The sequence below is a fragment of the Enterococcus sp. AZ177 genome, assembly GCF_050544585.1.
GTDB classification, from domain to species: domain Bacteria; phylum Bacillota; class Bacilli; order Lactobacillales; family Enterococcaceae; genus Enterococcus_L; species Enterococcus_L plantarum.
Genome location: NZ_CP172944.1, coordinates 1,396,736 through 1,419,812, shown reverse-complemented (window position 1 = coordinate 1,419,812; position 23,077 = coordinate 1,396,736). Strand labels below are relative to the sequence as shown.

17 protein-coding genes are annotated in these 23,077 nt (G+C 36.7%); 1 reads left to right on the top strand and 16 read right to left on the bottom strand.

Going from position 1 to position 23,077, the window contains the following annotated elements; all coding sequences use genetic code 11:
- Positions 1–84: 84 nt before the first annotated feature.
- From IGJ34_RS06950 to dnaE, 13 genes are all read right to left on the bottom strand, one after another.
- On the bottom strand, positions 85–1,146 hold the full coding sequence (locus IGJ34_RS06950) for a SepM family pheromone-processing serine protease (protein ID WP_069653008.1): 1,062 nt from the start codon (positions 1,144–1,146) through the stop codon (positions 85–87).
- The gene (gene coaD / locus IGJ34_RS06945; RefSeq protein WP_430598447.1) at positions 1,136–1,639 is read right to left on the bottom strand and encodes a pantetheine-phosphate adenylyltransferase; all 504 of its coding nucleotides are present in this window, start codon (positions 1,637–1,639) and stop codon (positions 1,136–1,138) included. The genes IGJ34_RS06950 and coaD overlap by 11 nt, the downstream gene beginning before the upstream one ends.
- Positions 1,632–2,195, bottom strand: coding sequence for a 16S rRNA (guanine(966)-N(2))-methyltransferase RsmD (rsmD, locus tag IGJ34_RS06940; protein WP_069653006.1), 564 nt, complete (start codon positions 2,193–2,195; stop codon positions 1,632–1,634). The genes coaD and rsmD overlap by 8 nt, the downstream gene beginning before the upstream one ends.
- Before the next feature lie 104 nt (positions 2,196–2,299).
- On the bottom strand, positions 2,300–2,650 hold the full coding sequence (locus IGJ34_RS06935) for a YlbG family protein (RefSeq protein WP_069653005.1): 351 nt from the start codon (positions 2,648–2,650) through the stop codon (positions 2,300–2,302).
- Positions 2,640–3,071 carry a YlbF family regulator gene (locus tag IGJ34_RS06930; protein WP_069653004.1) on the bottom strand — a complete coding sequence of 144 codons (432 nt, stop codon included), beginning with the start codon at positions 3,069–3,071 and terminating at the stop codon, positions 2,640–2,642. Before IGJ34_RS06930 ends, IGJ34_RS06935 begins: the two co-directional genes overlap by 11 nt.
- 2 nt (positions 3,072–3,073) lie before the next feature.
- Positions 3,074–4,195 (bottom strand): CAP-associated domain-containing protein, encoded by a 1,122-nt coding sequence (locus tag IGJ34_RS06925; RefSeq protein ID WP_430598446.1) that lies wholly within the window; start codon positions 4,193–4,195, stop codon positions 3,074–3,076.
- A 19-nt stretch (positions 4,196–4,214) separates the two neighbouring features.
- Entirely contained in the window at positions 4,215–7,643 is a 3,429-nt protein-coding gene (locus IGJ34_RS06920; RefSeq protein WP_430598445.1) for a pyruvate carboxylase, read from the bottom strand.
- A 36-nt stretch (positions 7,644–7,679) separates the two neighbouring features.
- On the bottom strand, positions 7,680–8,870 hold the full coding sequence (locus IGJ34_RS06915; RefSeq protein ID WP_111248744.1) for an FtsW/RodA/SpoVE family cell cycle protein: 1,191 nt from the start codon (positions 8,868–8,870) through the stop codon (positions 7,680–7,682).
- A 3-nt stretch (positions 8,871–8,873) separates the two neighbouring features.
- Complete coding sequence (locus IGJ34_RS06910) at positions 8,874–9,176, bottom strand: YlaN family protein (protein WP_069653000.1); 303 nt, start codon at positions 9,174–9,176, stop codon at positions 8,874–8,876.
- 629 nt (positions 9,177–9,805) lie between these two features.
- Positions 9,806–10,825 (bottom strand): alcohol dehydrogenase AdhP, encoded by a 1,020-nt coding sequence (gene adhP / locus IGJ34_RS06905; protein WP_069652999.1) that lies wholly within the window; start codon positions 10,823–10,825, stop codon positions 9,806–9,808.
- Between the two features lie 188 nt (positions 10,826–11,013).
- Positions 11,014–12,771, bottom strand: a complete 1,758-nt coding sequence (gene pyk / locus IGJ34_RS06900; RefSeq protein ID WP_430598444.1) for a pyruvate kinase — start codon at positions 12,769–12,771, stop codon at positions 11,014–11,016.
- 97 nt (positions 12,772–12,868) lie between these two features.
- Entirely contained in the window at positions 12,869–13,831 is a 963-nt protein-coding gene (gene pfkA / locus IGJ34_RS06895) for a 6-phosphofructokinase (protein ID WP_069652997.1), read from the bottom strand.
- 171 nt (positions 13,832–14,002) lie between these two features.
- Positions 14,003–17,335 (bottom strand): DNA polymerase III subunit alpha, encoded by a 3,333-nt coding sequence (gene dnaE / locus IGJ34_RS06890; protein ID WP_430598442.1) that lies wholly within the window; start codon positions 17,333–17,335, stop codon positions 14,003–14,005.
- Positions 17,336–17,443: 108 nt separating this feature from the next.
- Here dnaE and IGJ34_RS06885 point away from each other — a divergent pair, with 108 nt between their 5' ends.
- On the top strand, positions 17,444–17,635 hold the full coding sequence (locus tag IGJ34_RS06885; RefSeq protein ID WP_069652995.1) for a YjzD family protein: 192 nt from the start codon (positions 17,444–17,446) through the stop codon (positions 17,633–17,635).
- Between the two features lie 128 nt (positions 17,636–17,763).
- On the opposite strand, the gene IGJ34_RS06880 is transcribed toward IGJ34_RS06885, so the two are convergent.
- The 3 genes from IGJ34_RS06880 to IGJ34_RS06870 form a co-directional block, all read right to left on the bottom strand.
- Positions 17,764–18,960, bottom strand: coding sequence for a multidrug efflux MFS transporter (locus IGJ34_RS06880; protein ID WP_206833984.1), 1,197 nt, complete (start codon positions 18,958–18,960; stop codon positions 17,764–17,766).
- A gap of 135 nt (positions 18,961–19,095) precedes the next feature.
- Positions 19,096–20,502 carry an NCS2 family permease gene (locus tag IGJ34_RS06875; RefSeq protein WP_430598441.1) on the bottom strand — a complete coding sequence of 469 codons (1,407 nt, stop codon included), beginning with the start codon at positions 20,500–20,502 and terminating at the stop codon, positions 19,096–19,098.
- A 284-nt stretch (positions 20,503–20,786) separates the two neighbouring features.
- Positions 20,787–23,051, bottom strand: a complete 2,265-nt coding sequence (locus IGJ34_RS06870; RefSeq protein WP_430598440.1) for a 5'-nucleotidase C-terminal domain-containing protein — start codon at positions 23,049–23,051, stop codon at positions 20,787–20,789.
- Between the last annotated feature and the right edge of the window lie 26 nt (positions 23,052–23,077).

Here is a 23,077-nt window from a genome sequence, read left to right as displayed (position 1 = left end):
ATTCTTTGATTTCCCGATATTTATTAGGCTTTTGCAATAAAACAAAAAATGAACAACGAAGTTAACACCTCGTTGTCCATTTTTTTATTTTTCATTCAATGTTTCAAGATAATTTAAAGCATCTTGTACATTTTTTACAGGTACAATTTTCATTTTTGTTCCTATTTTTTCAGCGGCTGCTTTTGCCTCTTCGTAGTTTGTTTTAATTTCTGGTTCAGCTTTTTTCATTTCTTTCGTGATTTCGTCATCCGGTGCAAAGAAAATTTCTGTTCCATTGTTACTAGCAGTAACAACTTTTTTGTCAATACCACCTATTCGCCCAACGACTCCTTGAGTATTGATTGTTCCTGTACCAGCAATCTTATGTCCTTTACGAATCCCTTTTTGTATTAGTTGCTCATATGTCTCTAAGGTAAACATTAAGCCTGCTGATGGACCACCGATATCACCTGCATCTATTTCAACCGGAACCGTAGACTCAATTTCAGTATGATCAGTCAATCCGATGCCAATACCTGCCTTTTTATCGGTTGGTAATTCAATCAATTTACCTTCTGCTTTCTTAGCCTTACCATCTTGTAAGTAGCTTACAGTCACTTTTTGCCCAATTTTTTGTTTTTTTACATAGTCTACAAATTCTTCACTGCTTTTAAATGTATGTCCATCGATTCCTGTAACAGTATCTCCAACAGAAATTTTTCCTTTAAAACTTGAATTATCTTCTATTGCTAAAACATATACACCTTTGAAATTCATTTTGTAGGGTACATCAGCGAGTTTTAACGCCTGCTCAATTGCAGCATTTTTCGACGAATTCATATAATATTGCTGAATTCGATCATATTCACTACTTGTACTTGATCCCATCAATTCTTCTTTGCTTACTAGTTCTTCAAAAGTTGAAAATTTTGCTTTTAAAGCAGAACCTACTGTTGCTTTACGAACGCCAACAGTTGTTAAATAAAACGCACCTGGTTCCGTATCTTTTTTATTATTCACAGTCACAAAATCTTTTAAATTCTCCGTTGTACCAGGCCCTTCAATGTAAAAAGGAATTGGAAAGATCATTATAATAATCAACACTATAACGATAATAAAAGGGAGCGTCGACTTGATTGATAATTTTTCTTCATGTTCATTCTTCATTTCGTTTCATCTCACGATTCTTTTGATTTAGTGCTCGATTGACAGATTGAGGAAGGTATTCAGAGACATCCCCGCCAAATTCCAGCACTTCCTTTAGTAAACTTGAACTGATGTGACCATAGGTTTCGTCAGCTAATAGAAAAACAGTTTCTAAATGAGGTGCTAAATGATGATTCATTCTCGCTATGTCTTTTTCATACTCATAGTCTTTGATATTTCTGATTCCACGAATTAAAAAGTTAGCACCTAATTCTTCAGCACTTTCAACAGTGAGTTTCTTTTCTTGAACGATAACTTCCACATTTTCTAAATGGGCAACAGCTTCCTTAATGAAGATAAGCTTTTCTTCTAAGGAAAAAAGAGCTGTTTTATTTGTATTGACAAAAACGCCTATAATGACTTTGTCGAACAACAGTATACTACGTTCAATCATATTTAAATGGCCATTCGTCAATGGGTCAAAACTTCCAGGAAAAAGAGCAATTTTACTCATCGCTTACCTCCTGTTTATAAATCGTTATTTGAGTGATACCGTAGGTTGTTTCACGAGATTTTACACATGTACCAATGATTTCTGGAAGCTTCACAGATTTATCCGTCTCACAAACAATGATACCCACTTCACTTAGTAAATCTTGAGCAAGCATTTGTTCTATTTGCTCTTCGATTTCCTGTTTGGCATACGGCGGATCAAGTAACACCAAATCGACCGTTATTTCTTCTTCTTTTAAAAATAATAATGCTTTATTAGCATCCATTTTTTTTACGATAAACTTGTTTGGTTCTTTTGTTACTTCAATATTTTCCTTAATAATTTTAATAGCAGAAAAGTTTTTTTCAATACAAATCCCTAGATCCATTCCTCTGGACACAGCTTCGATCGCTAAACCGCCGCTTCCTGCATATAAATCTAACACCGTTCCACCATCAAAATACGGTCCTATCATATTAAAAATCGATTCTTTTACCTTATCCGTTGTAGGGCGTGTATTATCACCAACTAATGCTTTTAAACGTCGTCCACCATATTCTCCAGATATAACCCGCATTCTTTAAACGCTCCTTATCACTTAATGTACTTTAATAGTATATCAACTATACAGAAAAAAGATGAAAAATGTTTGAAGTTCGTACACATTTTTCATCTCAATTTTTACACATTTTCAGCTAAACGAATTTGAGTACTTAATTCTTCGACCTCAAAGCCTTCTTCTTTCTCGTACTGATACGCCGCTTTTGTTCCGATTTTTTCAGCAAAATTCATTTCCACATCTGGACGATAAGACCGTTCTACTTTCCGTACAAAATGCAAACCATTGATTTTAGCTTCTGAGCTTTCAATATCTTCTTCATTCATATAAAGCACAACATATTTCATCCGACGTGAGACATAATGAATCAATCCATAGCGTTTCAATGTCTTTAATTGCTTTAAACTGTATACAAAAACAACTAAACAACGACGTTTTTGAATGGTAAATTCTTTTTCTTCCTTAACTTGCATGACAATTACCTCCACACCCCGAATGTTTTCCCTTTTCAAAAAATGGATTTCCAGCGTCTACTTTGATATCAGCTGAAATTGTTTTCGCTACTGCCATACCCACTAAATCTAATATCGTTTGAACACCAGTTTCAGAGAATCGAAACTCAGCAACTTCTTCACTCAGATCTAACGCACGCTTCGCTTGGCGAACTGCTCGTTGTTTAGTGCGGAAATCCGGCGCATGGTTTCCATAAGCTTCGATGCGCTCGAAGGAATCTTTTGCCTCTAAAAATGCTTTTTGCTTCTCTCGGACGTCCTTAGATCCATACATTGCTTGACGATTTATTTTATAAGATTCAATGGTCTCACTTGCTAAAATGGCTTGAACAAGTTTTTCTGTCTGATCTTCTATTTCAAAAAGTTTTTCTGTCACTATCATACTTATTCACTTTCCTCTGTTTGAGTTATTTCTTTTTCAGTCTCTTGTAATAAGACTAACATACTTGCTTTAGAGAAAGCAACGCCAATGTGTTCATTTTCTTGATGAGCAAATCGAGAATGATATAATGAATCAGAAAACCATGAGAGCACAGTGAAGGTTGGATCATAAACGGGTTCTGTATACATCCCTGTTGCTTTTTTCTTGTCTAATTGACCCGCTTTTAATAATTTTTGGTATTCATCATTGGTCAGTGTAAACATGGTCTCAGAAGTCATTTGTTCTTTGCTATATTGCCAATTTTCTACTCGTTCTGTTGAAAGAACATTTTTAGAATTTTTATTTAATGTATCAAAAAGCTTTTGAGCATTTTTTTGACTTTCAGTATTCACACGATATGCTGGTAATCCTTCTGCAAGTTTCAACAAATTGATTGTTCTGAGCACTTGATTACTTGTGACAGCATCAAATCCAGGAGGCTGTTCTTTTACCGGAAAAGGCACAAGTTCACCTTCTACTAATTGGTATGGCATTAAGGTTAATAATGTTTTTTTATCTAAATAAGTAACTGCTGAAAGCTTACCTGTGCCATGATTGAAAAATAAAATAGCGAATGTTTTATTATCAAATGCAATCAGAGGACGATAATTCATATCTTCTTCCATTAACTCCACATTGTAGTTGGTTTCTTTGTATGTAAAGGCAAAATTCGAATAAATGGTCATCAATTCTGAAACATCAGACAACTTCATACCAATAGAAAATGGTAACGTTTCTTTTGAGTCATTCAATGCTTTGATTGAAGAGATTTTTTCGTTTTGAACATTCACTTCTAGATAATCTGAATCTTTCACACCATATATCCATAACTCATATCCCATAACTGTCATTTTTTTTTCAAGCGGTTCACCAAACTCAGTAACGAAATCAGTTGCTTTTTTTCCTATGTACGTAGCATAACCCGAAGTTGGTATTTCTTCATAAGGTAAAGCAGTATGGGAGGCAACTTGTCTCCCATGATCTGCTTCTTGCTGCATTTTTTCAGCAGGGAAAAAGACTGGCTGCAAATAGCCCCCTACAACGACTATCAAGAAAACGCCTAAAAAAGCTAAAAATCGTTTCATCTTTTCCCCCACTTTTCGGTTAATTTTCTTTTACTTCTATCAACAGATCACCTGAACTAATCGGTTCTTCTTCAAATACATAAATATGTTCAACAATCCCATCAAAACGAGCTTCAATAGTGGTTTCCATCTTCATCGCTTCTGTTACCAACAAAGCATCTCCTTTTTTAACCTTGTCCCCTTTTTGAACTAAAACTTGGAGAACAGAGCCTGACATTGTAGCACCGATTTGCTCTTTATTTGTTGGTTCTGCTTTGCGTTTTGCTTGGACAGAGGATTTGATAGAGGTATCTTTAATAACTATTTCACGTCGTTGACCGTTTAAATTAAAGAATAATACCCGGTTTCCTTCAATATCAGGGTCACCGATTTCATCTAAACGAATAATCAACGTCTTACCCTTTTCGATTTGAACTTCTACTGATTCACCTTGCCGAATTCCTTGGAAGAAGGTTGGCGTATCTAATAACGTCACATCACCAAAATTTTGATAAGAAGTACGATAGTCCAAGAATACCTGAGGATACATTAAATAACTCAATACCTCTTCTAGTTTTGGTTCATAACCAATTTTTTCAGTTAATTCTGCTTTTACCTTATCAAATTTTACAGGCGCTGCCAAACTTCCAGGCCTTTCTGTGAAGGCTGGACGTCCTTTTAGAATAATTCTCTGTAACTCTTTAGGAAACCCACCTACTGGTTGACCTAAGTCCCCTTGGAAGAAGGTAACGACTGACTCTGGAAAACTCAAGTCTTCTCCATTGGCATAGATTTCCTCTTCTGTTAGATTATTTTGAACCATGAATAATGCCATATCCCCTACGACTTTTGAAGATGGCGTCACTTTAACAATATCGCCAAACATTAAGTTGACCGTATGATACATTTTTTTGATTTCATCCCATTGGTGACCCAAGCCGACAGCCTTAGCTTGTTGTTGTAAATTAGAATACTGTCCACCTGGCATTTCATGCATGTAAACTTCTGTTTGTGGTGCATTTAGGCCATTTTCGAATGATTGGTAATACATACGAACATCTTCCCAGTAATGGTTGATTTTTTGCGTATTATCGATGTTAACATTGGGGGTACGATCACCATTCACTAACGCATAATATAAACTGCTCATGCTAGGCTGACTTGTTGCCCCGCTCATTGCACTTGTAGCCACATCTACGATATCCACTCCAGCTTTAGTCGCAGCTGAATAGGTGATTATACCATTACCGCTTGTATCATGTGTATGCAAATGTATCGGTAAATCAGTCGTATCTTTTAACTCACTGATCAAACGATACGCTGCTTGTGGCTTTAATAAACCTGCCATATCTTTGATTGCAATAATATGAGCACCCATCTTTTCAAGTTCTTTGGCCATATTTTTGTAGTACTCAACATTGTATTTTGCTCTTGAAGGGTCATTGATATCCCCTGTATAACAAATAGCAGCTTCTGCAATCTTCCCGGTATCTCTAACGGTTTGAATACTTTTTTCCATCTGCGGTAACCAATTCAAACTATCAAAAATACGGAAAACATCAATTCCTTGTCTTGCTGACTCTTTAATAAATTCTTCGATTACATTGTCTGGATAATTTTGATAGCCAACCGCATTTGACCCTCTAAACAACATTTGTAATAATGTGTTCGGCATTAACTTACGAATTTTGCGTAGTCTTTGCCATGGATCTTCATTTAAGAAACGATATGCAACATCAAAAGTTGCACCGCCCCACATTTCACTCGAAAATAGCTCAGGCAACCCTTCGCCAGTTAAACGTGCGATTTCTTTGAAATCCTGTGTTCTTACTCGAGTAGCTAATAAACTTTGATGTGCATCGCGGAAAGTTGTATCTGTTAATAAAACATTTTCTTGTTTTTTGACCCATTCGATTACGCCTTGCGCTCCATCTGTATCTAAAACATTTTTTGCCGTTACATAATCATTACGTAACTCTAAATCAGTTGGTATACGCGGTGCATCAAAATATTTCTTCGTTGATTTTTCAATACCAGGAAATCCATTGACTGTAACTTCACCAATAAATTTCATTGTTTTATTCCCGCGATCTCTTAATTTAGGAAATTCGAATAATTGCGGTGTATTGTCGATAAAGGTAGTTTTTGCTTCCCCTGATTGAAATTCTGGATGGCCAATTACTTTGTGTAAAAATGGAATATTCGTCTTAACACCACGAATTCTAAATTCTCTCAAACTACGTTCCATCTTTTGAATCGCTTTTTCAAACGTAAAACCATGAGTACAAACTTTAACCAACAATGAATCAAAATAGGGCGTAACAACCGCACCTGAATAGGCATTTCCAACATCTAGACGGACGCCAAAACCACCTGGTGAACGATAAGTATCAATCTTACCAGTATCAGGCATGAAATGATTCAATGGATCTTCCGTTGTAATTCTGCATTGGATTGCAGCGCCATTTAGCGTAATATTTTCTTGTTGTGGAATTTTCATATCTTTATGAAGATCAAGACCTTGAGCAATCTGTAATTGTGAAACTACAATGTCTATATCTGTGACCATTTCAGTGATGGTATGCTCTACTTGAACACGTGGGTTCACTTCGATAAAATAAAATTGATCGCCCTCAACTAGAAATTCAACTGTCCCAGCATTTATATATTGAACGTGCTTCATTAATTGAACCGCAGCACCACAAATTTCTTTGCGTTTTTCTTCACTCATTGAAACACATGGAGCTACTTCCACAACTTTTTGATGACGGCGTTGAACAGAGCAATCACGTTCAAATAAATGAATCACATTCCCATGACTATCACCTAAAATTTGAACTTCAATATGTTTTGGATTGGAAATATATTTTTCAACATAGACTTCATCAGAACCAAAAGCTGCCTTAGCTTCACTTTTCGCTCGATCATACCCTTCTCTTGCTTCTTTTTCGTCATGAGCTACGCGCATGCCACGACCGCCACCACCAAGTGCCGCTTTGATCATAATCGGAAAACCATGTGTCCGACCAAAGTCCAAGACACCTTCTACTGTATCGACAGGACCATCTGAACCCGGTATCGAAGAAATCCCAGCAGCCACAGCGGCTTCTTTCGCTTTGATTTTATCGCCAAAAATGTCAAGATGATGCAGTGATGGCCCTACAAAAATAAGGCCTTCTTCTCTACAGCGACGGGCAAACTCCAAATTTTCAGAAAGAAAACCATAACCCGGATGTATAGCATCAGCACCAGATTGTTTTGCAATTCTGATTATGTCTTCCACGTCAAGGTAGGCTTCTATTGGTTTTTTTCCCTTACCAACTAAATAGGCTTCATCAGCTTTAAAACGATGAACTGAATATTCGTCTTCTGCTGCATAGATTGCCACTGTCCCGATGTGCATCTCTGTACAGGCTCTAAAAATACGAATTGCGATTTCTCCACGATTTGCGACTAAAACTTTTTTCATTCTTTCACTCCTACCTGTTTATTTGACCTTCATTTATTAATTACCAAGTAATTGGTATTCTTGGTCCATTTTTTGTTTTTTTTCATCTGCACTGATATTCAATACAAATGCAACTGCAATTGAAATAATCAATACACTGTTCCCTCCTTGGCTTAGGAAAGGAAATGTTACACCTGTTAAAGGAATCACTCCAGTAATTCCGCCCAAATTGATAAAAACCTGTAACAACAACATTGAACCAATACCAATACACATTAGTGAATTGAACGGTTTTTTTGAGCGTACGCCAACTAAAATGATTCGCGCAATCATAAACATTAAAATTGCTAGTATAATCAATGATACAAATAAGCCCAATTCTTCAATTGTTATAGCAAATATAAAATCTGAATGTGCTTCTGGTAAAAATCCTTTTTTCTGAATGCTATTTCCTAAACCTTTTCCAAACCAGCTACCATTATTGATCGCATAATAAGAATTTGCCAATTGATGACCCGCATTCCGTTCATCTTTGAATGGATTTAAGAAAATAGCGAAGCGTTGATACACGTATTGATATCTTTCTGGAATAATCTTTCCTCCAGTTAAAAGTAACGCTTGGATAACAGCAATACTACCCAAAATCCCAGCGCCACCCACTATATATGTATACATATAATTTACGCCACTAGAGAGTATCATAATAATAACCAATAAAGTCAAAATGGCTGCGTTTCCGAAATCCGGTTGGATCGCAACAAGGAAGATTAAACAGCCCACCAAAAGCATCGGTCTAAACACTGCTTTTTTAAATTCTTTATCGATATATTTCTGTCTTCGGCCTAAAATATAAGCAAGATACCAAATCACCATTATTTTTAGATATTCAGCCGGTTGCATTGAGAACGAACCAATTTGAATCCAACCTTTAGCACCATTGATTTCTGAACCTAATGTCGTAAATCGAACGGCTAACAGAAGAACCGAAATAACCACAATTGCAAACATAATAAAGCCTTTGACTTGAAAGACGCTTGTTTTCATCTTGTAAATAAAAAACATTGCTACTAAACTTAAAAGCCAAAATTGTAGTTGGGTGATAACCATTCCGGTCGGTGGCTTGCCTTGTGACACTAACAGCGAAGAAGTAGAACTGTAAACCATGATTAATCCCACTGCACTAAGAACCAAATAGGGAATCAAAATACTATAATCTAACAGATGCCTTTTTTTTATCTTGTTCGGCAAAGCTTAAACCTCCTTGCCAATCTCTTTTTTTTCTTGTGTTTCCTCATAAACGTCACTATATAATTGATTAAGTTCTTTTTCTAAATCACTTAGCATTTGATGTCCTTGTTTTGAACTTAAAATGCCTAGTCGAATGGCATAAGTCACTTGACGAGAAAAACCATACATTTGCGTGTCTACGACTTCTTCAAACGCCTTACACTGGGAAATGCATAGGCTATTTTTTTGATTACGAATCAACATCATAATCCTTTGTGCATCATCGTTTAACAGCTGAACGGCAAAATCTTTTGAAATGGATTCCATTTGCACTAAACCTCCCATCTTAATTATGTAATTATAGCATAATTTCTCCCTTGATTAACAGAAATTTTCTGAAAATCACTCGTTTAAAAATTTTTTTAATGTTTAGCAAACAGAAATAAATGGAAATCTCATTGTTATGACAGTCTATTTCAAAATTGATCCAAAAATCAACTCTTTTATACTAGTCAGCTCTAACTGCTCGCTATCAATTTACGCCATATACAATTACGTAATAGATTACATAAAACCAACTCAACGCCCCGTGAAACACTGCCCAAAGAATACTATGCCAATTTACATACGAGATGACTAATGCTCATGCACCTCCAAATGAAATACCTGCTTTTGCACTTTCCTTCATCTTTGTTCCTCCTAAAATTCCATAAAAATAAATGACATAGATTTGATTAGGGAATCGAACTCGTTCATTTAACTATTTTATTCTTGATAAATTTCCAATAAATTCTACTATCAATAGTAACAGAATCTATTTTAAGAAGCTATCAAAGTATCTAGAAAAGGCTACTATTCACTTGCTTGTTATAAAAAAAGACCCTACAAAGTTAGAATTTCAGCTCTTTCTTTTAGGGTCTTTGCTATTCTGTTTATTTATTTAATTTATAATTGTGTTATTTTTTTAAATCTACAACCATTCTACCCTTGATTTTTCCTTGTTCCATTTCTTCAAAGATGTCATTGACTTCATGTAAACAACGAGTTTCCACAACGGGTACAACTTTACCTTCTGCTCCAAATTGGAATGCTTCTTCAAGATCTTTGCGTGTTCCAACTAATGATCCTACGATTTGAATTCCATCTAAAACAGTCTTAACAATTGCTAGATCCATCGTTTCTGGCGGTAATCCAACTGCAACTACTTTACCAGCAGCCCTTACAGAATCTACGGCTTGATTAAACGCAACTTTCGAAACAGCCGTAACAACTGCTGCATGTGCTCCGCCGACTTTCTCTTGAATCCACGCTCCAGCATCACCATCTGTTAATGGATTGCAAACTAAATCAGCACCTAATTCTTTGGCAAATTCTAATTTATCATCATTGATGTCAACAGCAATGACTTTAGCATTAAACACATTTTTAGCATATTGAATCGCTAAATTTCCTAAGCCACCAATACCGTAGATAGCAACCCATTGCCCTGGTTTTACATCAGAAACTTTGATTGCTTTGTAACACGTAACCCCTGCACATGAAATACTGCTGGCTTGAGCTGGATCTAGGCCTTCTGGTACCTTAACAGCGTAGTCTGCTTTAACAATACATTGTTCAGCCATTGCACCATCCACTGAAAATCCAGCATTTTTTACTTGGCGGCAGAACGTTTCACGGCCTGTGATACAATATTCGCAAGTGCCACATCCTTCAAAGAACCAAGCGATACTTACTCGGTCTCCTACTTTTAAACTCTCGACACCTGGAGCAATTTCTTTAACGATCCCGATTCCTTCATGACCAATCACTCGCCCTGGAACTTCACCAAAATCTCCGTGAGCGACATGCAGGTCAGTATGACAAACACCACAATATTCAACATCCACTAAAGCTTCACCAGTTTCAAGCGGTCTGATATCTAATTCCTTGATCTCTACTTTTCCATTATTTTCTTTCGTTACAACAGCTGCTTTCATTCTATCACTCCTGTGTTTTTTAATATATGGTAACAATTATATTGTACCATGTATGAAATCGTTTTAAAAGTCTTTTTGAGAAGAATTTCACAAATAATAAAAATTCGTTTAACACACATAAAAAAGAACCGAAATGAATCACTTTTCCTGATTCATTCCGGTTCTTGTATAAGTTATAATTAAAAAATTTAGATTGCTGTTGTTGCTCCACGGTATACAATACCACGACGAGGATCAACAGTGATCAATTCATCATTAGAAATTAAGTTTGTTGCATCCGCCGCACCAACGATTACTGGAATATCTTTCGCAATTGCAACAACTGCTGCATGGGAAGTTAATCCACCTTCTTCAACAACCAACGCAATTGCTTTGTCGATTGCAGGCATATAATCTTTGTCAGTTGTTTTAACAACTAGAATAGAACCTTCTACTGCATTAGCAACTGCTTCTTCTGCTGTATTTGCTACAACTGCTTTAGCAATAACTGATGATTCACCGATTCCTTGACCTTGAACTAATTTTGATCCGATCATTTGGATCTTCATTAAGTTTGTTGTCCCTTTCTCACCTACTGGAACGCCTGCTGTGATAATGATTAAATCACCTTCACTTGCAAATCCTTCTTCTTGAGAAGTGCGTGTTGCTAAGTTGAACATTTCATCAGTACTTGATGGTTTGTCAGCAACGGTTGCATAAACACCCCAAGATAATGATAAGCTACGAGCTTTTTGTTCTGAGAAAGTAATCGCAACGATATGAGATTTTGGACGATATTTAGAAATCATACGAGCAGTGTGACCTGATTCAGTTGCTGCTACGATTGTTTGGATACCCAAGTTACGTGCAGTATGTCCAACTGATTGACCAATCGCTTCAGCCATATCCGTTTTGCTGTAAAGTTTTAATGCAAATGAATCTTGGTTGATCAATGCTTCTTCCGTACGGACTGCGATACGAGCCATTGTTTGAACAGCCTCTAATGGGTAATCCCCAGCAGCTGTTTCCCCAGAAAGCATTACTGCATCTGTTCCGTCATAGATTGCATTCGCAACGTCATTTGCTTCCGCACGTGTTGGGCGCGGGTTACGTTGCATAGAATCTAGCATTTGAGTTGCTGTGATAACTGGTTTACCTAAAGCATTACATTTTTTAATCAAGTCTTTTTGAACAACTGGAACGTCTTCTGTTGGAATTTCAACACCCATGTCGCCACGAGCAACCATTAAACCATCAGAAACTTTTAGGATTTCATCAATGTTATCGATACCTTCTTGGTTTTCGATTTTAGGAATGATTTGGATATGTGTTGCATTTTCTTCTTCCAAAATTTTCGTAATTTCTAAAACATCAGTTGCACGACGAACGAAACTTGCCGCGATAAAGTCAACGCCTTGTTCGATACCAAAACGGATATCAGCAGCATCTTTATCTGTAATACCAGGAAGGTTTACAGAAACGCCAGGTACGTTAACACCTTTTTTATTTTTTAGAACGCCTTCGTTTTTAACGAGCGTAACGATTTCGTTAGCTGTACGGTCGATATCTGTTACTTCTAAGTCAATCAGTCCATCATCTAAAAGAATATGAGAGCCAACATTTACATCGTTGATTAATTCTGGATAAGTGATTGAAAACTTTTCGTTTGTTCCTAAAACTTCTGTCATAGAAAGGCGCACTGAATCACCAGTTCTTAATGTGATTGCTCCATTTTCCATTTCGTTTGTACGAATTTCAGGTCCTTTTGTATCAAGCAAGATTGCTACGCGTTTTCCTGTGATTTTTGCAGCCTCACGAATATTTTTAATGCGGTTACCATGCTCTTCAAAATCACCGTGAGAGAAGTTCAAACGGCAAACATTCATTCCTGCATTCATTAAGTTTACTAGCATGTCAACAGTTTCACTAGCTGGTCCGATCGTACATACGATTTTCGTTTTTTTCATTACCAAACGCTCCTATTCCATTTTTGTTTATACGTCATAAAGATTATCTATTTTCCTCAAGGGATACCTAAGATAGCTGAAATTGCTCAGCATATCTTTAGAAAGAAATCTCTTGATTTAAATCATAAAGTGATAAGTCAGGTTTATGTTTGTGATTTTCCAATGTCTCAACGATATCTGCTGAGACAACTTGGTTATCCAGCATCCCGATACATTGTCCGCCAATTCCTGCTTTTAACAATTCAACTGCATACGAACCGAATTTACTTGCTAATACGCGGTCGCGAGCACTTGGTGAACCGCCACGGACAACATGTCCTAAAATAGAGACACGTGTGTGGAAATCGCCATGTTCAGAAAGTTTATCAGCAAATTCATTACCACCCATTACGCCTTCTGCTAGGATGATCAAGCAATGTTTCTTACCGCGATCGCGTCCTTCTCTGATGCGTTTAGCAACATTGACCATATCAAAGTCATGTTCTGGAATGATAATTTCGTCAGCTCCACCGGCAACACCTGACCAAAGGGCGATATCACCTGCACCACGTCCCATTACTTCAATAACGAAAGTACGCACATGTGATGTTGCTGTGTCACGGATACGGTCGATTGATTCTAACACTGTATTAATTGCTGTATCAAATCCAATCGTAAAATCGGTTCCTGGAATATCATTATCAATCGTTCCTGGAATACCTACAGCTGGGAAACCGCGTTTTGTTAGTGCCATCGCGCCATGGTATGAACCATCTCCACCAATAACAACTAAACCTTCAATCCCAAATTTTTTCAATTGTTCGATTCCTTTTAATTGCCCCTCTTCTGTTGCAAACTCTGGATAACGGGCAGAATATAAGAATGTTCCTCCACGTTGAATTTTGTCACCAACATCAGCAATGTCTAAACGGCGAATGTCACCTGCCACCAAACCTGCAAAACCATAGTTTATTCCATAAACCTCGATTCCGTCAAAAATCCCTTTACGTACCACTGCACGAATTGCAGCGTTCATTCCTGGGGCGTCTCCCCCACTGGTTAAAATACCGATACGTTTCATTCGTTCTTTCACCTCATATATTATACTTTTAAGCTGTAACAAATTTAGTCACAGTTATTCATTACTCAAAAATATTACGTCACTCATTTTACCATTAATAGTGCAAAATGTCTTGATTTAAGAAGAAATAATTGAAAAAAGATGAAAACAATTAGTATTTTTTACCGTAAATTATTTGAAAACAACATTTTGGTTCCCTAAAATCGCCTCTAATTGTTCTTTTACACTTAGCGTATCCGCTACCCAATTCTCTTCTCCTAAGACTACTTTTTTACCATTTTCTTCAAAGTAAATAATTACTGGCGTATTGCCTTTATTTTGTTGAATGACCTCGTGGACACTTTGCAACACTTCTTTTTGATCTTTCGCCGCAACAATTTTTAAATAACAAGTTGTTGCACTAATACTGTTTTCAATAGCACTAGCTTTTTCAATTTGATTTACCAATAATTGAAGTTCTTGATTGTAATTACTTTTTTCTACTTTGCCTTCTACAAAATAGACTTGATTTTTTTCAACAGTTTGACGAAGTGTTCTGAATACGGTCGGGAAAAGTGTTAAAGAGAGTGATCCAGTTAAATCATCACCTTCCACAAACGCCATTTGTTCGCCTTTTTTTGTACGGATCACTCGGCTATCTTTTACATAAATCAATAAACGTGCCATTTGATTTTCCACGACATCGCTAACTAACATCACTTGCTTAGCTAAACGCGTCTTCTTAAATTCCTCTGTAGGATGTCCTGATAAATAAACACCTAAATATTGTTCTTCCTGCTCCAGTTTCTCTTCCAACGTATAATCAGCAACTTCAACTTCTTTCAGTTTCAGCGTATCTTCTAAAAGATTCATACTGCCACCACTATAAATGATGTTTTGAATTTCACTGTCTAAACTAACCGCTAACTGACGACGATTTGCTTGTAGTTCATCGAAGGCCCCAATTGCAATGAGCGGTTGAATATTATCAGCTTTCAGCCACTTCCGATCGATACGTAGTAAAAATTGCTCAAACGATTTAAATGGACCACGTTCTTTACGCTCATCTATAATATTTTGGATAAAATCTCTCCGTATTCCTTTTAATGAGCTAAAACCAAACATGATTTGGTCATCATTATTTAAGTAAAAGCTGTATTGACTAGAATTGATAGACGGTTGTACAATCACCATTTTGTTTTTCCGTGCTTCTCCAATGTATTCTTTGATTTTAGTGGGGTTATGCCTTACTGAATGAAGAATCGCAGCATAAAAAGCCCCTGGAAAATGGACTTTTAAGTAGGCCATTTGGAATCCAATAAAAGAATAAGCAAACGCATGGGATCGATTAAAACCGTAGTTAGCAAATCGCTCAATATAATCGTAGATCGTCATTGCAATTTCCTTGCTGTGTCCTTGATTCATCGCCCCTTCAACGAAATGTTTTCGTTCTTCATCCAAGACATCTTTTTTCTTTTTACTAACGGCACGGCGTAAAATATCTGCTTGTCCTAAACTAAAGCCTGCCATTGTAGAAGCAACTTGAATAATTTGCTCCTGATACACAATAATACCGTACGTATTCTTTAAAATCGGCTCTAAAACAGCATCGGGATAATCAATTGGTTCTTGACCTTTTTTTCGACGGATAAACAAATCGATATTTTGCATCGGACCAGGACGATACAAGGCGTTGACAGCCGCAATATCTTCAATACTTGTTGGACCGAGTTTGCGGAGAACATTTCTGATACCAGCTGATTCAAATTGAAAAACGCCACTTGTTTCTCCTCGTCTAAATAAAGATAACGTCTTTTCATCATCTAAAGGAATTTGATTTAAAATCACTTCTTTTTTATAGACACGCTTGATTGACTTGATTGTGTTATCTATGATCGATAAATTTCTCAATCCTAAGAAGTCCATTTTTAATAGACCAATTTTCTCAACGTCATTCATAGTAAATTGTGTTAGAAAAATGTCATTTGAACCCGGTTGTAACGGGACGATATCTAAGAGGTCTATATCACTAATCACCACTCCAGCTGCATGGGTTGAAACATGTCGTGGCAACCCTTCTAAACGAATAGCCGTATCATATAACAAACGATTTGTCTCCGAAAAATTCACTAACTCAACAAGATTTTTTGACTCTGCATACGCTGTTTTCAAGGTCATTTTCAATGCACTTGGCACCGCGTTGGACCAACGATTTGATTCACTTTGAGATAGGCCAAAAACTCTGGCAACATCTCTTAAAACCATTTTTGCCGCCATCGTACCAAACGTAGCAATTTGTGCCATATGATAGTGTCCATATTTTTCACGAACATATTGCAACACTTCTTCACGACGATTATCTGGAATATCTAAATCTATATCGGGCATTGAATGTCGTTCTGGATTTAAGAACCGTTCAAATAGTAAGTCGTATTTAATGGGATCAACATCTGTGATTGATAATACATAAGATACTAAAGATCCTGCCGCAGAACCCCGCCCAGCCCCTGTCACAATTTTTTTGTCATGAGCAAATGCCATTACGTCCCAAACGATCAAGAAATAATCATCAAATCCCATTGTATGGATAATATCAAGCTCTTTTGCTAATCGTTCTTCATATTCAACCGTAACATCCGAAATTCGTTCAGGCAGTTTCTTCAAGCATAACTCTTTTAAAAATTCTCCTGCTTGTCTTCCTTCTGGAATCGGATAATGTGGTAGTAAACGTTGGTGCAACGGAATCTCCAAATTACAAGAATCAACAAGTTTTTTGGCGTTATGAAGGGCTTGTTCATTAATTTTCAAATGTAATTGTTCGGCAACATCTGCCTGATTTCTTAGATAAAATGGTCCTTCAAATTCAGTTTCTTCAGCATTTAATACCATTTGTTGTCCTTGATTAATGTGTGCTAATACGTTTAAGGCAAATCCATCTTCTCGATTTAAATAACGTGTTTCTTGCAAAGCAAGTAGTGATTGTTTTTTTGCTTCATAAAACTTAAAAAGTGCTGGATCAGTTTCCGGATTACAGGTAAATGAGGCCCCCGCAAAAAAAGAGTCTGGCTCAAATAATTGGATTAGCTGATCTAAACTTTCAGCCGCTTCTGTTTCACTTCTTTTTAGGGCAAAAGCCACTTCGCTTTTATCGGAGGGTATCACAGCAAATAAATGAGTGAAATATTCTTTGATTTCATCTAAATAGAACATTCTTTCGCTATTCATCTTTGCAGTTGAGATTCGCATTAAATGTTGATAGCCAACTAAATCTTTTGCATACAGTACAATCTGTGCTAGCTGTTCAGACTTTTGCGGGGTATATTCTAACGTCAATCCAATAATTGGTTTAATAGCTTCCTTTTTACAGGCTTCAAAAAATTCGATTGCCCCATGAAGTACATTGATATCCGTAATTCCTAAAGCTGTATACCCTAGTTTTTTTGCTTGTTTCACTAATTCTTGAATACGAATGGTACTGGAAAGTAATGAATAGGAAGTGATTGTATATAATTGTGGAAAGGGCATAGGACATCTCCTTTTACGTGTAATGGTATTAAAATAAAAATGAATCTTTCAATTTCTTTACATTTATAAAAATTGTGCTAAACTATAGCTAGAAAAGAGGTGCAATCCATGCGTTACATTCTTGTATTGTTGTGGTCCTTTTTACTAGGACAAGTGGTCGGCTATATCGGCGGTGCCTTAAACGGCGGAAGTTATGATTTTATGCTGACAACAATTATGTCATTGATTACCGGTGTGATTATCTTATTAATTGGTCAATTTGCATTACCAAAAAAAGAAACCACTAAAAGTGCTCAATAACTCTCAGACTACTGACTTAAGCTAATTTTTTATTCGCTTTTAGCTCACTGTCTATAACTTAACATCATGATTATGAAAAAACCAGTTACTACAAACATTGTAACTGGTTTTTTTATGTTTTCAACTGTTTATAGACTTTTATTTAAAATTTTTCGGAAATTGAACAATGATAGGCAAATATTCCCCAGTACAAAACAAGCTGTTACAATAAACACTGCGCTATACCCCATACCATGAGCCACGGTGGACCCAATCATTGGACCCAAAACTTGTCCGAAATTACTAAACATTTGGTTATAACTGTAAACACGACTAACTCCTTCAGATGGCGTAATTTTGCTGATCAGCGTGTTGATAGATGGCATTAATGCTCCCGTTGAAAATCCTAAGAAGAAACGTAATAATCCTAATTGAAAGGGAGTTTTAACAAACGCCATAGGAAGATAACAAATCATTGATAAAACCAAACCAGCTAATAAAACCTTATGATTACCGATCTTATCCCCTAATTTCCCTAAAACTGGCGAAGAAATCACAGCTGAAACACCAGCAACTGAAACAATTAAACCACTAATGAATAAGATATTGCCAGTATCGTGACTCAAAGAACGAATGTATAACGTTAAAATCGGACTAATACTCGTAACACCAATTTGTAAAATCAATGTTGTAATGAATAAACCAATTAAAATAGAAACATGGTCCATCTTTGCAAAAATCTCTTTCGTACTTAACAAGTCTTTCTTCTCAATTGGTTGGAAGTCTTCTTTTACCATAAAAATCGTTAGTAAGGTCGTAATCAACAACACTACTCCAGTAATGATAAACACATTTTCCATCCCAAACCATTGAGCGAGTGCCCCACCAATCGAAGGCCCAATCAAATTTCCAGCAATAGCTCCTGTTGATAAGGTTCCTAAAGCCCAACCACTTTTTTCTTTTGGTGCTTGTGATGCAATCATTGCAGTTGCGTTTGGAATATATCCAGATAGAATACCATTAAAAAAGCGCATAATCAAAAGCCAATAAACATTTGGTACAAATGCTAGAGATCCCATCGTGATCGTCATACCAGCTGCTGCTCGAATCATCATCAGCTTCCGACCTTTTCTATCTGCTAAATTCCCCCAAATAGGTGCCACAATCGCTGCGGCAAATGCAGTAACCGAAATAGCAAGTCCAGAAAATAGCTCGACCTGATTCTTAGGCGTTCCTAATTGTTCGACATAAACAGGAATAAAAGGCATGACTAAACTAATACTTGCCCCAGTAAAAAAGCATCCTAGCCAAGCAACCATCAAATTCTTTTTCCAATCAATTTTCATCTTAATGCACACCTCACAAGTTCTTCACTATTAACTATACTCCAAATATTCTAATCACTCAAAAAATTTTACGCAAGTCATTAAAAAAAGCCCAACTGTCTAAAAAACAGTTGGGCTTTATCAAGTAAAAGTAACTTATAAAATTGCCAAAATAATGAAGTTCAAGATAAATAAGGCATTAACTACCCAAAGAATCGGTGAAATTTCTCTGAATTTTCCTTTTGCAACCTTCACGATTGCATAAAAAATAAATCCAGCAGCAATACCATAAGAAATGCTATAACATAGTCCCATAAAAATAGAGGCAAAAAATGCTGGAATTGCTTCTTCTAAATCGGTCCATTCGATGTCTTTAAATGAAGCAAGCATCATTACACCCACTAAAATCAAAGCTGGAGCAGTTGCTTGTGCTGGCACAATCGCAATCAGTGGTGAAAGCAAACTGCTTAAAGCGAACATGGCCGCAACGACAACAGAAGTTAAACCAGTCCGCCCGCCAGCACCGATCCCTGCCGCACTTTCTACATAAGTCGTAGTATTAGATGTTCCAAAAACTGCACCGATCGATGTTGCAATCGCATCTGCAAATAAGGCTTTATCCATTTTTGTAGAAAAACCTTTACTGTCTTCCAATGCCAACTCGTCTTCTTTAGAAAATATTCCTGTACGACGACCTGTTCCAATAAAAGTACCGATCGTATCAAATGTATCTGACAAACTAAACGCAATAACCGTCATCAAAACTTGAGGAATTTTCGAAGCATCATTGAACAATGACTGCATTCCATCAGCACCAAATGCTGCACCAAAAGTCGTTCCTAATTCCCTGATAGAATTCCCTAAAGAATTTGCTTGCCAATCAATTGCTGACAAATCAACAACTCCTAGTGGGATTGCAATGATTGTTGTAGCTACAATACCAACCAAAATAGCGCCACGAACATTTAACACAACTAAGATCGTAGTTAAAACTAAACCGATAATTGCTAATATAATTTCTGGATTATTAAAGTTACCCAAAGCTGGAACAATACTATTGCCATTAACCATTCCTTTTGTAGGTTCTGCTTGAATTGTAAAGTCTAATAATTTTGCATTTTTAATTCCCACATACGCTACAAAAATTCCAATACCTCCACCGATTGCATGTTGCATACTTTCCGGTATGGCCTTGATGATCATTTTACGGATTTTAGTTACGGTGATCAGGACATTGATTAATCCGCAAATAAAAACCATTGCTAATGCTTGCTGCCACGTATAGCCTAAACCAAAAACGACTGTAAACGTAAAAAAAGCGTTTAACCCCATACCGGGTGCCTGAGCATATGGAACGTTTGCAAACAGACCCATGATCAAAGTTCCAATAATTGATGCAATAATTGTTGCTAAAAATACCGCTTGAAATGGCATTCCTGTTTGGGATAAGATTGATGGATTTACAAATAAAATATAGCTCATCGCAAAAAATGTCGTTACCCCTGCTACCATTTCAGTTGAAACAGTTGTGTTGTTTTCCTTTAATTTGAAAAACTTTTCCATGAAATTAACTCTCTCCCTTTAGACAAAATTTTATCAGGATGATTCGGTTCGCTCATTGAACAAATTATTTACTGAGCCAACTAATTGTAATGAATAAGTGCATTTTTCGATTCCCTGATGAATACTTTTAAAGTATAAGGTAGAGTGTGATTGATTTCAACAAATTATTAACTTTTATTCGGAATTTCGTATTAATCGTTCGCGTTTCTCCGCATTATTGTTGATAGCGTATAAAAAACCTTGCAGTAGCAGATTATGTATTGCGACTGTAAGGCTTTTTCATTCTATCGTTTTTTCCTTTTTAACATCATAATAACGCCCGCACTTATTGCCAGTGTTCTAAATAAAAATGGTAGGATTGTTTGTTTTTCACCCGTTTTAGGTAATTCTTTTTTAGCTTTCGTTTCAGAAATGTCAGTAGTATTAGTCGTTTCTAAAAGGATTTCTCTCTTAGGTAAAATTTCGATTGGAAAGGTTACTTGATTTTTAGCCTCATCCAATACTAGCGCAGTCAATTTCTTTTTGCCTAGGAGTTTTAATGAAGAAACGTTAATTTTAATTCGACCTTCTGGATCAGCTTGCCCTGTTAAATCGGCTTTTGGAAGCTCTGCTGTCCTTGTTTTCGCTTGGGGAAATTCACCATCGTAGAGTAAAATCGTCGCATTTGGCAATGTTACACCTCTCAAAAGTTCGTCATCTTCATATAATGGATCAAAAATGGTTGCTTTTTTGATTTTGTCTTCCGATTCATTTGAAATTTGATTTTCTGGTTCTGCTAATTTTTTACGATTTTCAACTGATGCTGAAATGAGTTCTCCAGCAGCTTCTTTACTTTCGATATAGTCAATAAATGTTTCTGTATCTGGCTTAATAGCATTGACTAAGTTGGCCTCAGTAAATCCTTTGAACCCATCACCACCACCATATAAAAAGTCATTGATTACAACAAGATACGTTTGATCTGCTTGAATCGGAGTACCATCTTTTTTAAGTATATCTTGAACTTTAAATGGGTGGTCTTTATTCTCTGTTGCTATATAAGTATAAGACAAACCAGAAATTTGTAGGAAATAACGTTCTTCTTCATCATACTGTTCATTCAGTACTTGCTCAACTTGGGCTCCCGTCATTTCGACCACTTGCATGATGTTCCCAAAGGGCTGTACTGCCTGTGCTGCCCCCCATGTAATATCACGATTTTCATTCACTACTAAGTCAGCACGAATACCACCGTTGTTTGTCATAGCAAAATCTGCATTGATTCCTTGAGCTTTAGCCATCTCAACTTGACCATCTGTGATTAAATTCCCTAGCGGTGATTCTTTTGATGCATTGAGTTCACGAGTGATTGCGCCATTTTCTTTAGCTGTTCCAATCTTCTTGTTCGTGACCTCTGCTACACGTTCTTCGGCATCCTTTACGATTGCCTCAACTTTTTTGTCAATTTTAGGCGCGTCTTTTGCAGCTGGATCAACTGGCATGACCTTCGCTTCAGGGGTTGCGACAAAATCATTGGTTCGAGGATCAAGGGTTCCTTGTAGGTCCACATAACCTTTTCCTTGTGCAGTAGACTGAACAACTCTTGTTTTATTGACTACACCATTTGTATATTGATGATTATGTGCTGCAAAAAAGGCATCTACACTATGCTCGGGATAAATTTTTTCAACTTTTTCTAGAATTACCGCAGCGTCCCCATTCACTTTATTCGCTTTACTTGTGGCAGGGATATGCCCCAAAACGATTATCGCATTCACGCCTTGTTCTTTCAGTATACTGGAATAGTAAGCAATTGTTTCTGCTTCATCTAAAAAATCATACGATTCATAATGTTCCTTTAGAACCAAATTAGGAATTTCGGTAGTGACCACACCAATAAATCCGACTTTTACTTTATTTTTTTCGGTTCCTACTTCTTTGATTGTATAAGGCTTCCAATCGAAAGGAATCTCTTGGGTCCCCTTTTTTACAACATTTCCGATCACAATCTCAGTTTTTGAAGCGGCTCTTGGATAAGCCATTAAAATACCGTAAGGATCATCTTTGGGATTTTCGCCTATCATAATCCGGTTAAACTCTTGAAGTCCTTCATCAAACTCATGATTCCCTATAGTCCCTACAGAAAAATTCATTTGATTCAATACTTTGACTGTCGGTTCATCTTGAAGAAGACCTGAACTTGCCGGACTTGCTCCAACCATATCTCCAGCCTGTACACGTATTGTTTGACCACCGTGATGAACAGTTTCAAACTGCTCCTGTGCACGATTCAAATAACCTGCCAACATTGGAGCTGTTCCTGTATTTGCTACTTTATTGTTTGCATCATCAAAGAATGAGCCCGTCGTATTAAGCGCCCCATGAAAATCATTGATTCCCAAAATTTGAAAAGGAATTTTTTCAGCTTGTGAATCTTTTGCAACCACTCGACTACTTTGCTCTATTTCATTAGCTGTTTGTGCACCAGCAATCGTGCTAGTCTCCAAAACAGTACTGATTCCCCCGATAGTACTTAAAATAGTGAACAAAGTGATTTGCCACTTTTTCATCTTTATAGCTCCTTTTTAGTTATTTC